Source organism: Mariniflexile sp. HNIBRBA6329 (genome assembly GCF_043558645.1).
Classification (GTDB): Bacteria; Bacteroidota; Bacteroidia; order Flavobacteriales; family Flavobacteriaceae; genus Mariniflexile.
Genome location: NZ_JBIFXS010000004.1, coordinates 103,327 through 115,596, shown reverse-complemented (window position 1 = coordinate 115,596; position 12,270 = coordinate 103,327). Strand labels below are relative to the sequence as shown.

Genomic DNA, 12,270 nt, shown 5'->3' with positions numbered 1-12,270 from the left:
AATATATGATTAAAATGAAATGGCTTAATAAATTGGATAATTAAAAATGGATAAAAAAACTACTGAAAGACTATTAAAAAATTATTTCAATGCCAGAAAAAGTTGGGAAGGTTGGTGCTATTTGAATAACATTCATTTAAAAAACAACAATTCATCTGTTCCGAAATATGTTGACCAAAATGAACTGCTTTTTCATTGTCGTTATCTACTATTAAAAGATTTGCATATTGAACTTTATAAAATAATAAAAGACAAAAATTCTACATCAAGAGATAATATTTTTAAATTATTAAGAAAAGTAAATAGTTCAGAATCAATCCAATTATTAAACGAACTGAATGATTTTAAATCTGAATTGAATTCTTTAACAGACACAAGGGATAAATTTTATGCGCATTTAGATGAGGATTATAGAGACTTTTTAAAGTCTTTTGAAATAGAAAATTATTATAAGACATTTGAATATATTGAGTCGGCCATTATGATTTTAGGTAAAGAAAAAGAATTGAGAGAATTACTTAAAAACATTCCTTCAAGAGATGAATTTAAACTTAAAATATAAAACTAGCTACAACAAAGAACCAAGCCAAAAAATCACTCCTTCCTATCAAACCTAAAAACCTTACCATTTTGCTTTACATGAAAAAACTTGCAATTTGAGTAATGTACAAATTCAAAAGATTCATGATAATTAAAAACTTCAGTTTCTAATTTAAAAACAGCATGTACATCTACGTTTCCAACGGGAGAAATTCTTCTAAAAATATATTCTGAATTGGTTTCTGTTCTATGTAACTCAAACCACGCTCCTGCTGCAATACCTGGCAGCCATTGTGCATTTTCATGCAAGCCATCAACGGGTTTTGGTTGTAGCGTTCCTATAAAATTAGGCGTGTGGTTTTTAAGCTTATCTAAAAAACAGCGGACGTTTTCGCTTTTTTGAGAGCCTTCAAATTTTGAAATGAAACCGGTTTCACTCACTTCAAAAGCATGGGCTTCCGTGTTTGCCAACAGCACATTTCCAACCGTACTTGGTGTAAACCATTTTGATTTTTCAAGTTTCTTTTTTATCGAATTATCGGTTACCGAAGCTATCAACGTATCAGTTACAAAACGCGCACAATTGCAGGCATCTTTTATAAAAGCGGCATAACGTATAAAATGTTTTTCCTGCATGTAGGTAATATGCGCTCGTGCCTTTTTGTAATCTACGGCTTTACATACCGATGCCAGCATTTTACCATCACCATGTGTTAGCTTAGGGTGGGTTGCCAAAAATTCTAAAATGCTATCTAAGTTGGTTATTTCGTCATTCTCAATATTTGCCACCAACGGAAAATGCAATTCGTTATCGGTATCACTACCACGAACACGTCCCGTTGGTTGTGGGGTAATGTATCGGCCAAAATCGTGGTACTCCAAAATACCTGTTTCCTTATTTATAAGTACCAATGCCGCATGACCAGCACGTAGATAATTCTTTTTTCCAACACCCAAAAACCTTAAAAATGGAGAAAACCATTCTTTTGAAACCATGACAATAGTTTCTGGGTATGCCAAGGTTAAAATAATACCTGTATTATTCATTTACAGTTTCGGACATATGAAAGGTTTTACTAGAAATGGTTTTATTTTGAAAATTTTCATAATACATTTCAAGCGAATCACCGAATTTTTCAACCTGGGTCATACTGGTTGTTTTTACAAAACCACGATTCATGATAACGCCATAATCTTTATTATCTGATGCCGTTGTTTTATGAAACTTCAACAAAGATTGGGCATTTAAGCTGTTTTCTTCTTTAAAAGCTTCAAACCATTGCAAGCGTTCATGTTTCATTTCGGCATCATAAAGTGTGGAAGATGACCACAATTTAGGTTCTAGAGGTAATTCTTGAAAGTGTTTTTCAATACCATCCCAAACCAACTCATAAAACTTTAAAGTAGTATTCCAATCGGCAATCACGGTGGTAAAAGGTTCTATGTCTGTCAAATCAAATTTTTCAATGGCAGTAACTATTTCATCTGCTGTCATGAAATCTAAAGCTACCAAACCACGACTTTTTCTGTAATTATCTTTTCGCTCATGCATGGTAAAACCTCCATTCAACATACAAACCAATCGGTTTTTTTCACTTAAACCAATCCACGTTCCACCCGATTGTTCATCCATAGGGAATAACAATTTCGCACCCTTTTTTAAATAAAAATCTGGAGGTAACGATTTTCTGTTAGGCGCTTCGTCTCTATTAGAAGTTAGCACAAAATCGTTGTTTTCTTTTGGAAAAATTGTAACTGTACACATAAAACCTGTAGTCTAAAAACCGTGTAGCAACTTACAAAAAATAAATAAACTTTAACGTGCTTTTAAGAGCCAATCATTCATGTAAATCGTTTGAAAATTCGTAGATTTGTAGCTCATTTACTGATAATTCAATAACAAAAATAAACAAAACATGGGAAAAGGTTTTTTTAATGTACCAATTGCTGTTAACGAACCTGTAAAAAGTTATGCTCCGGGAACTCCAGAGCGCGACGCTGTATTACAGGCTTATAAAGAGATGTACAACAGTACTATTGAGGTGCCATTATATATAAACGGACAAGACGTAAAAACAGGAAACACCAGAACCATGTCGCCTCCACACGATCATCAACATGTGGTTGGAAGCTATCATTTAGCCGAAAAAAAGCATATTGAGGATGCCATTGCAACTGCTTTGGAAGCTAGAAAAACATGGTCTCAAATGCCATGGGAACAACGTGCAAGTATCTTTTTAAAAGCAGCTGAATTGGTTGCTGGTCCATATAGAGCAAAAATTAATGCCGCTACCATGATAGCGCAATCTAAAAACATACACCAAGCTGAAATTGATGCTGCTTGTGAATTGGTTGATTTTTTACGCTACAATGTACAATACATGACCGACATTTATGGTGAACAACCAGAAAGCACGAGTGATGTATGGAACCGTGTAGAATACCGCCCACTTGAAGGTTTCACCTATGCAGTAACACCTTTTAATTTTACCGCCATTGCTGGAAATTTACCATCGTGTATGGCACTTATGGGCAATGTAGTGGTTTGGAAACCTAGTGATAGCCAAATATATTCAGCTAAAGTAATTATGGATATTTTTAAAGAAGCTGGTGTACCTGCAGGTGTTATTAACGTGGTTTTTGGAGACCCAGTGATGATTACCAATACCGTTTTAGCGAGTCCTGATTTTTCCGGATTGCACTTCACCGGTTCTACCTTCATATTTAAAGAACTTTGGAAACAAATAGGCGGCAACATACACAACTATAAAACCTACCCTAGAATAGTAGGAGAAACAGGTGGAAAAGATTTTATTATGGCACACAAAAGCGCTGTACCAAAACAAGTTTCTACGGCTATTATTCGTGGTGCTTTTGAGTTTCAGGGCCAAAAATGTAGTGCAGCTTCCAGAGCTTATATTCCAAAAAGCTTATGGAGCGAGGTTAAAAAACTGGTCATAGAAGATGTGAAATCTTTAAAAATGGGTTCTCCTGAAGATATGAGCAATTTTATTACTGCCGTTATTCATGAGGGGTCTTTTGATAAATTAGCAAAATACATTGACCAAGCGAAAACCGACAACGATGTTGAGATTATAGCTGGAGGCAATTACGATAAAAGCAAAGGTTATTTTATTGAGCCTACCGTTTTGGTAACCACAAACCCAAAATACACTACCATGTGTACCGAGTTGTTTGGACCTGTAATAACTATTTATGTATATGAAGATGACGCTTACGCAGATACCTTAAAATTGGTTGACGGAACAAGCGACTATGCTCTAACAGGTGCTATTTTGGCAACCGATAGATATGCCATAAATGAAGCAACTACTGCTTTACAAAACAGTGCAGGAAACTTTTATATAAACGATAAACCTACTGGCGCTGTTGTAGGGCAACAACCTTTTGGAGGCGCTAGAGCTTCTGGAACCAATGATAAAGCCGGAAGTGCTCAAAACTTATTGCGTTGGGTTTCCCCAAGATTAATAAAAGAAACTTTTGTAACGCCAACAGATTATCGCTATCCGTTTTTGGGTGAATAAAAAAATAACATGCTAAAATAAACCCATCGTAATCGATGGGTTTTCAATTTAAAAACTCTTCAAACAAAAAATTAAACTAATCCATAATAATTTTTTTGCTAACAATTCCTTTCTCTGTATTCAATTTAAAAATATAAATACCTAAACCTAAGGACACTTTTATTGAAGCATTTTTATTGGTATTTAGTTTTGAATATTTAACTTCGTGACCAGACAAATTGTAAAGCGCCATATCATTAAGCTTAATTTTGTTGTTGTTAATTATATTAATTTCGGAGGTTGTAGAATCATAATAAGCTATTGCTGCACTATTTTCCTCATTAAGAATTTCATTTAATCCATTTTGATTTCCTTGAAATACTAATTTGAATCTTTCATTATATATTCCAGCATCTAAATAGACCTCAAAAGAATTGTAATTTATTTTATGTGTTAAACCAGTCGAAACATCTTTGATGAATATATCCTGGCTTGCTGATAAATTTTCTACAGCATCCAATCTAATTTTAGCTATACCACTTTTATTGACAATTAAACCTAATGAAAACTCTTGGGAAGCGTTAAAATCAGAAACACCTTGAATCACAAATCTATTATTGGAAAAACTCCAATACATATCTTCTTTATTGGTATCGAGCATAAAAGCATCATAACCCAAATCGAAACCATTAGATGCTTTTTTATTAGCTCCCAATACAATTTGTCTGTGAAATCCAGATGGAGAATCAAACATTAATCGAATGGTTGGGTTATTATCTACAATATCGTTACGGGATATTTTACTGGCCGTTTTACTTTTAGAAGATTTCATAAAAACTGAAGCTAGGACACTGGGTGACGATTCCTCTAATTCTGTAACAAAAACACGTTGACTGTTTTTAAATACAATATCACCACCGTCTACCGTTACAATTGGCGTACCGTTATAATTATCAAAGCCTTCTATTGCCGTCGAAACAAAGAACCCTTGATTTACGGGAATATAAGGCCCAGGAACTTTTGTCCCTGTAGACAAATCATTATTTATTCGAACATCATTGGAAATGGCCGCAGCACCCCCTATTAAATTACGAGTGGCATAACCACCAACATAATCTTTTAAAACATGTGAGTTTGCTTGTCCGAAATGGTCCCAAAAATAAAGTGCTCCATTAATAACGGTCCCAGTTGCATTGTTACCACCATCTGCAATACTTAAATTATCTAAAATAAATGCTGTGGCATCAATTGCAGAAGGATATGGATTCCCAATCAACCTATCAACATCACCTGATGATTTATCTAATGCTAAAGTAATATCACCGTTATTTGGCAAGCCTTTAAATACATAATTTTGCAGTGTCGATATTGGAGTTGTAGATAACCCACTTGTACCCTTCATTGTAAAACCTTCACCAGCAAGTAGTGATGATGTTTCGTTAATTTTTTCCCATGCATAATAATCATCGGTAGGACCATAAAATTTATATAACCAATAGGTGCTTATCGTTTTCGCAAAACCTGGGGGTGGTATAGTGCCACTTCCATTAAGAGATGCATTAAATAATAGGGGTTGATAGATTTCAGAATCTGTCCCGTCGTTTAGAACATTGGCTATGGTATAGCTAGTATTTGTATTAGCGACTCCGGTTCCTCTTGTTGCAGAATTCCCTATGATTGGTCCAACAGAAGATGACCAATAGTTATAGTTAAACCCGTTGGCTGTACCTTGTTGGTCTCTTTCAATGTAACCACCGCTATCGGCATCCACAATACTTCCCTCAGTTTGAATTAATTGAGATTCCCCAACCAAATCAATGACACCATCTAATTCTAGATAATGCGTAATAGTTAATGCCTGACCAGAATTAGTTTCATCTTGAGAATCTATAGGATCAGCAATAGTTAATGTCCCAGAATTGCTAAGCAGCCCTAAAAGGGAAATATCCCTATCACCCGAAACAATATCATGATTTAATTCAACTATATTCCAATCAATTATGGTCGTTCCATCTAAACTTAACGAATTAGGAATTATTTGGTCTGCATTATTGCTCCAAGTTGTACCTGTATCCCAATCACCATTAGCAGTCGATATATAAGGTACCGGTATTGTTTGTACGTCTACAACGGTTTTATCTTTATTTAAATATTTTAGTCTTAAAAAATTTCTATCATCTGTCAGTCCCTCAACAGTAGTTCCGTAAAACGAATTAAAATCATAGTAAGCTTTAAGTTTGCTCCAGCTAATTGTTGATACTTCGTTACTTGACGCTGCAAACGGAATTATTTTTCCACCAACTAGATTGCCCGAAACTTTTTCCACTTCTTGATTCATAAGGTAACGAACTTGACTTTCGTTTAACCCCTTATCCCAAACATACACTTCATCAATTTCACCTAAAAAAGGATTTAAAACAGTGTTTTTATCTATATATAATGCTCCAACAGCAAAACGATTGAAATTAGGTGAAGGAGCCACAACATTCAATTCAGACTTATCTAAAACACCATCTACATATAAAAAAATGGTTCCGCTATCATAAACAAAAGATATTTGGTGCCATTTATTATCATTTAGTGCCATTGACGAAACAAACTTAGGCGTTACATCATCATCTACCATCACTTCTATTTGATCACTAGTATTGAGCCTAAGTTGCAATTTACTTCCTTTAGACATGATTGTTCTAGGATTTACACTTGCAGTGCTATTTTTCACCCAAGCTGAAATAGTAAAATCATTAACATTTAAATTAAGTGAATACTCTCCCACCAAATAATCGCCAGAAGAGATGCTTACTGAATGATTTTCTGATAATTTAGGAGCTTTACCAAATGTAAAATACTTAGTTCCATCAAAATCATACCACGTTTTAAGATTTCCAAATCCGTCTGATTTTAAAGGGATAACGTCTATAATATCTGTATTAGCGAACGCATCATTATCAGCAACAATAAGTACATATTCTTCATTGGCATCTAATAAGAAGCTACTAAAAGCAGTAGATGGCACTGATACATATACATTTTCAACATCGCCTCCAGAACCAGCTTCAATAGATTCCACGACTTTCCATTTTCGATCAATCCGTATTAAAGAAGTGGTAACGCCAGTAGCAATTGTGATTGTATTAGCATTTGAACCAGTATAATTACTATTGTTGCATCCCCAAACCAAAAAGTCGCCATTTTCATTAAATTCATTGCTATTTGCACTATTTGTGCTAAAAATACCGTTTAGGCCAATAGTTACTTCGTTGGCTGTATTTATGGTTTTGGATTGCTTTTGATTCAAATCGGAATCATCATCTCTACCAATTCCTGCCACGTGGTGGTTATAACCTAAATTTGCAGTAATATCCCAAACTTTAGTATCAAAAGAATTGATATAATCCTTTTGAGCTTGACTCGATGTCCCTAGAGTAATGCCATATTTAATTGCTAAATAAGACTCTATTTTTTGTCTTCCCGCTGCATCTACTCTAGTTCCAAATGTAAAAATTTCAGCGATTCGTCCATTTAGACTGCCAACTAAGTCAAAATTTCTACCAATCCAATATTTATTACCATTTACATTTGTAAAAGAATTTGAAACTGTAGATGTTGTTAAAAGATTAGAGTTATACAAAATCTCCTGACCTGTTGGAGTTGAAGTTGTATTGTTTCTGATATTTATAATTCCTGCTTTGGAATAGGTTGAACTTATTTCTGCAGTACCGTTAAAAGTTCCCGTTCCTGCTACATCTTGATTGTACGATAAAGTTTCGTTTGCAAAAGCTGTTGAATAATTTCCAAAGCCAACACCAGTAATGTCGCCTGCGGTTTCAGAATCCACACCTGCAAAAATGGTATTTCTTGAAGAGGCGTTTGTAATGGTAGCGTCTGGAATGACTACAATAAATATATCTGCACTATAAAAACCACTTAAAGGTGCATCACTGTTATACATATATTGTTCTGTAGCTCCGCCATCATTTTGAAACTTTACAACTGGATTAAAATTTATATTATCTGTTGCAGTATCCAAATAAGTAGGCTCTTTACCTGCAACTGTAGTTGCATTTTTTCCATTAGAGCCTACATCATTCCATTCGGTAAGAATAGATCCTGTTTTTGATATTCCTCTTGTAGATTTTAACCAAAGCCTAAAGTCGGTAGTAATACCTCCAGGACCCGGAATGTTATAATTAAACATTTCCGCGCTTACATCAAAAACAAAGGTTGTATTGGCATTGTTAGAAATACTTATGGTTGATGTTTGGGTTCCTGTACCAGCTACTGGACCTGTAAAAGTTACTTGTAAAATAACATAAGAACCTGGGTCAATACTTGCTGTAAAACCCGTTGGTGTATAATTTGGTAACAAAACGTACGCCGGCACCACAAAATTAGGAGATGAACTTGAAATCGTAGATACATTTAAAGGACAGCTTCCTGTATTGGATATAGAAAAATAACGCGTAACACTTGCTCCTTCATCTACTACACCAAAATAGGTACCATTGGTAGCACTTGTAGCAGTAGAACCATTTAGCACATCTGCAGAAGGGCTGCCTCCTAAAACATTAATTTTAGGATTACCACTTATAAAAAATGTAAATATATAGTTAGGAGTATTTTTAACCACAATATTGATATTTGTGCTAGCACCACAATTTCCACTAATATTTCTTAATGTAAAGTCTACATATTTGGTACCTCCATTACAGTTTAAAGGTTTTATTTTTTTAGGCAGGTCATCGGACGAAAGTGAAAAATCAGTAGCGTTTGTAATATTAATATCCTGAATTTCCATATAACCGCAATTACCAGCTATATCGGTAATTCTAAAATTAATAGAATTCCCTGCGGTAATAGAAATCGTCGATCCCTCGGCTACAATTGAGCCTCCAATAATTTGAACTTGAACATCTCCTTGTGCATTACCAATAAATCCTAAAATAAAAAACAAAATTAGGTATCCAATTGATTGCAGATTAGGAGCAATTTTTGTGAGATAGTTTTTTTCCATTAAAAAAAGATTGCAATTTACGCTCCAAAAATAGCATTATATTTTTAAAAACAAACGATAAAGTGTATAAAATTATCGACAAAATGCATAATTAATGCATTTTGTCGATATAAACGAAAAATTATGTTGTTATTTGTAAGAAAAAAGTTTTTTTTTATTAAAAGGTCTATAACATTTCATAAAATCCATATTTTTTGATTTTATGAAGTTTTAATAAGAAATAATTAAAGTGTAATTTTATTAGATTTTTTCATTATTCAAAATAAATAATATACTATTTGAAAATGTTAAGTTTATAACAAAGTGTTTATAATTTATATTTTTGTTATACGTTTATAAAAATAAAAGTCTATGAAGAAGTTTGTGCTTATTGCAATTTTATTTCCTTTAATCTCTTTTGGGCAAGCCAACAAGTTTTTTAGACAAGCTACCAAAACAACCAATTTAAGCGAAAAAATAGAACTTTACACCAAAGTGATAGAGTTGGAACCTAAAAACCTTGATGCTTATTTTTACAGGGGCATTGCTAAAAACGATTTAGGTGATTATTCGGGCGCTATTGTAGATTATTCTAAAATAATCCTTTTACAACCTGATGCCGACACTTACTACAACAGAGGAAATTCTAGATATAGTTTAAAAGACCTAGTTGGCGCACAAGAAGATTACCAAAACGCCTATAATTTAGACCCAAATTTTATTGATGCCCTTTACAGTTTAGGTTGCGTAAAGTACGATTTAGGCGATTATGAAGCCGCCATAAAAGACTTCTCATTGGTTATAAACAAGGCTCCTAGAGAACCCAAAACGTATTTACTAAGAGCATCAGCTTATGTTGCTTTAGAAAAATATCCATTGGCTTTACAAGACTATTCTTTTGCTATTTTGGCAGACCCCAGTTCTGATTCTTACTACAAAAGAGGTGTTTTTTATATGGACATCAACTATTACGAAAAAGCATATCAAGATCTTACATTCGCATTAAAGTTGAATGAAAACAATAGTTATGCGTATTTTTACAGAGGTGCTTCCCAGTTACTTTTAGGTAAATATTTGAATGCTGTATCAGATTTTAATTCCGCTTTAGATTTCGATGCTTTAGATTTTGATGCCCTACTTGGTCTAGCTTTAACCTATTATAAAATGAACGATATGGCTAATGCTAAATTATTCTTTCAAAAAGCTAGATCCATTATAGTACCAAGTGAAAATGAAGCAAACATCGAAGCTTTTAAAAATACCTATTGGTACCAAAACCAATCTTTCTTTTTCAAGGATAATTTCAAAGGATTATCTTCCTTATAATTAAAATTTTAGCCTCTATACTTTAACGGTAAATGCACTACTTTTTTGGTTTCGTAGAAGTCTTCAGTATAAAAATCGCTTAAATTATAAATGGTTGCTGTTTTGTAATCCTGTAATTCCTCACTTAAATCGCCTCCTTTTAGATATAAAATACCATTTTTCAGGGTGTTTCTTTGTTCTTTGGCAATTTTTCCTTTTACCCAATGCACAAATGTTGGCATAATGGCTACGGCGCGACTTACTATAAAATCGAACGTGTCATTAATTTCCTCAACACGACTGTGCGTTGTTTTTACATTGGTTAACCCTAAACCTTGTACAACCTCATCAACTACTTTTAACTTTTTAGCAATGCTATCCACCAAATGAAACGAGCAATTTGGAAACAAAATAGCCAATGGAATTCCTGGAAAACCACCACCTGTACCAACATCTAAAATTTTACTACCATCTTTAAACGCCATCACTTTAGCTATACCCAATGAGTGCAAAACATGGCGCAAATAAAGCTCATCAATGTCCTTACGAGAAACCACGTTTATTTTCAAATTCCAATCTTGATAAAGTGCTTCCAATTGTTTGAATTTATTTATTTGGTCGTCTGTAAGATTAGTAAAGTATTTTAGTATCAGCTCCATTCTTGTTAAATTTTCAACAAAAATATACTTTTTAAATACATATTTTTACAAAAAAACGTTATTACTTAAGTTGGTTTATGCCTATCTTTGCACCGTATTTAATATAGCCAACTAATTATTTACAATCATTAAATTAATAGCATGACAAAACAAACTCTTTCGTTTTCGAGAACAGATTCTGCAAAGTTCTTTAGAACACTTAACAAGCGTGTGAACGATTACTTTAAAGATAACGACATAAAAAGAACAGGAAACTGGAAACTATGGGCAAAAACCATTGTTATGTTCTCTCTATTTTTAACGCCTTATTTTTTACTTTTAACTTTAAACATACCTGGTTGGGCACAGTTGCTATTGACCATAGTAATGGGAGTTGGTATGGCAGGAGTAGGCATGAACGTAATGCATGATGGCAACCACGGCTCTTTTTCCAATAAGGAATGGATAAACCGTTTAATGGGAAGCAGTATTTACATTCTTGCCGGTAATGTTTATAACTGGAAAGTACAACACAATGTTTTACACCATACATACACGAACATTCATGGGCATGACGAAGACTTAGAAGCAGGTCGTATCATGCGTTTTACCGAACATTCCGAATGGCGTTGGTACCATAAATTTCAACAGTATTATTCAGTTTTACTATACGGATTATTAACTATTAATTGGGCTATTACTACCGATTTTCAGCAAATGCGCCGTTATATGAAACGTAAATTATCTTATGGAAAATTCCCAAACCCCGTTTTAAATTGGAGTAAATTGGTTATCTCTAAAGTGATTTATGTAGCTGTTTGGATTGTGCTTCCTATGCTGATTTTAGATATTGCTTGGTGGAAAATTTTAATTGGCTTTTTTGTGATGCATTATACTGCTGGTTTAATTTTAAGCGTAGTGTTTCAATTAGCACACGTTATGGAAGATGCTGAAATGCCTCTACCTGAAAAGGATGGCACCATGAAAAACACATGGGCTGTTCATCAACTTAAAACCACGATTAATTTTAGTACTAAAAGCAAAATAGTAAATTGGTTTACTGGCGGATTGAACCACCAAGTAGAACACCATATTTTTCCACATATTAGCCATATCCATTATACTAAAATTTCAAAAATAGTTAAGGAAACCGCTAAAGAATTCAACTTACCTTATAACGAATATAAAACTACCCGTAAAGCCATTATTGCCCATTTCAAGCATTTAAAAGAAATGGGAATGAAACCAGCTTTACACGTCTAACAATTAT

The 12,270-nt window shown here is 33.8% G+C and carries 8 protein-coding genes; 4 read left to right on the top strand and 4 right to left on the bottom strand.

Translation table 11 applies throughout. The features are described from left to right. Positions 1-46 precede the first annotated feature (46 nt). Positions 47-562, top strand: a complete 516-nt coding sequence (locus ACGK9U_RS07135; protein ID WP_394465679.1) for a hypothetical protein — start codon at positions 47-49, stop codon at positions 560-562. 32 nt (positions 563-594) lie between these two features. Here ACGK9U_RS07135 and ACGK9U_RS07130 read toward each other — a convergent pair whose 3' ends face one another. Together ACGK9U_RS07130 and ACGK9U_RS07125 are read right to left on the bottom strand one after the other, a co-directional pair. Then, positions 595-1,587 (bottom strand): DUF6695 family protein, encoded by a 993-nt coding sequence (locus tag ACGK9U_RS07130; protein WP_394465678.1) that lies wholly within the window; start codon positions 1,585-1,587, stop codon positions 595-597. Beyond that, positions 1,580-2,305: an NRDE family protein gene (locus ACGK9U_RS07125; protein WP_394465677.1), complete on the bottom strand. Its 726-nt coding sequence runs from the start codon at positions 2,303-2,305 to the stop codon at positions 1,580-1,582. Before ACGK9U_RS07125 ends, ACGK9U_RS07130 begins: the two co-directional genes overlap by 8 nt. Positions 2,306-2,456: 151 nt before the next feature. On the opposite strand from ACGK9U_RS07125, the gene pruA reads away from it, so the two are divergent. Next, complete coding sequence (pruA, locus tag ACGK9U_RS07120) at positions 2,457-4,085, top strand: L-glutamate gamma-semialdehyde dehydrogenase (protein ID WP_394465676.1); 1,629 nt, start codon at positions 2,457-2,459, stop codon at positions 4,083-4,085. Positions 4,086-4,161: 76 nt separating this feature from the next. Here pruA and ACGK9U_RS07115 read toward each other — a convergent pair whose 3' ends face one another. After that, positions 4,162-9,078: a LamG-like jellyroll fold domain-containing protein gene (locus ACGK9U_RS07115; protein ID WP_394465675.1), complete on the bottom strand. Its 4,917-nt coding sequence runs from the start codon at positions 9,076-9,078 to the stop codon at positions 4,162-4,164. Between the two features lie 351 nt (positions 9,079-9,429). On the opposite strand from ACGK9U_RS07115, the gene ACGK9U_RS07110 reads away from it, so the two are divergent. Then, the gene (locus ACGK9U_RS07110) at positions 9,430-10,383 is read left to right on the top strand and encodes a tetratricopeptide repeat protein (protein WP_394465674.1); all 954 of its coding nucleotides are present in this window, start codon (positions 9,430-9,432) and stop codon (positions 10,381-10,383) included. 8 nt (positions 10,384-10,391) lie between these two features. Here the strand turns inward: ACGK9U_RS07110 and rsmG are convergent, their stop codons facing one another. After that, positions 10,392-11,021, bottom strand: a complete 630-nt coding sequence (gene rsmG / locus ACGK9U_RS07105; RefSeq protein WP_394465673.1) for a 16S rRNA (guanine(527)-N(7))-methyltransferase RsmG — start codon at positions 11,019-11,021, stop codon at positions 10,392-10,394. 141 nt (positions 11,022-11,162) lie between these two features. Between rsmG and ACGK9U_RS07100 the strand changes: the two genes are divergently transcribed. Beyond that, a complete protein-coding gene (locus tag ACGK9U_RS07100) occupies positions 11,163-12,263 on the top strand; it encodes a fatty acid desaturase family protein (protein ID WP_394465672.1) in 1,101 nt (366 codons plus the stop codon). The last annotated feature ends 7 nt before the right edge of the window (positions 12,264-12,270 follow it).

Excerpts from the sequence above, each read along its gene's own strand:
- ACGK9U_RS07135 (WP_394465679.1), top strand. The coding sequence starts at position 47 with ATGGATAAAAAAACTACTGAAAGACTATTAAAAAATTATTTCAATGCC.
- ACGK9U_RS07130 (WP_394465678.1), bottom strand. The coding sequence starts at position 1,587 with ATGAATAATACAGGTATTATTTTAACCTTGGCATACCCAGAAACTATT.
- ACGK9U_RS07125 (WP_394465677.1), bottom strand. The coding sequence starts at position 2,305 with ATGTGTACAGTTACAATTTTTCCAAAAGAAAACAACGATTTTGTGCTA.
- pruA (WP_394465676.1), top strand. The coding sequence starts at position 2,457 with ATGGGAAAAGGTTTTTTTAATGTACCAATTGCTGTTAACGAACCTGTA.
- ACGK9U_RS07115 (WP_394465675.1), bottom strand. The coding sequence starts at position 9,078 with ATGGAAAAAAACTATCTCACAAAAATTGCTCCTAATCTGCAATCAATT.
- ACGK9U_RS07110 (WP_394465674.1), top strand. The coding sequence starts at position 9,430 with ATGAAGAAGTTTGTGCTTATTGCAATTTTATTTCCTTTAATCTCTTTT.
- rsmG (WP_394465673.1), bottom strand. The coding sequence starts at position 11,021 with ATGGAGCTGATACTAAAATACTTTACTAATCTTACAGACGACCAAATA.
- ACGK9U_RS07100 (WP_394465672.1), top strand. The coding sequence starts at position 11,163 with ATGACAAAACAAACTCTTTCGTTTTCGAGAACAGATTCTGCAAAGTTC.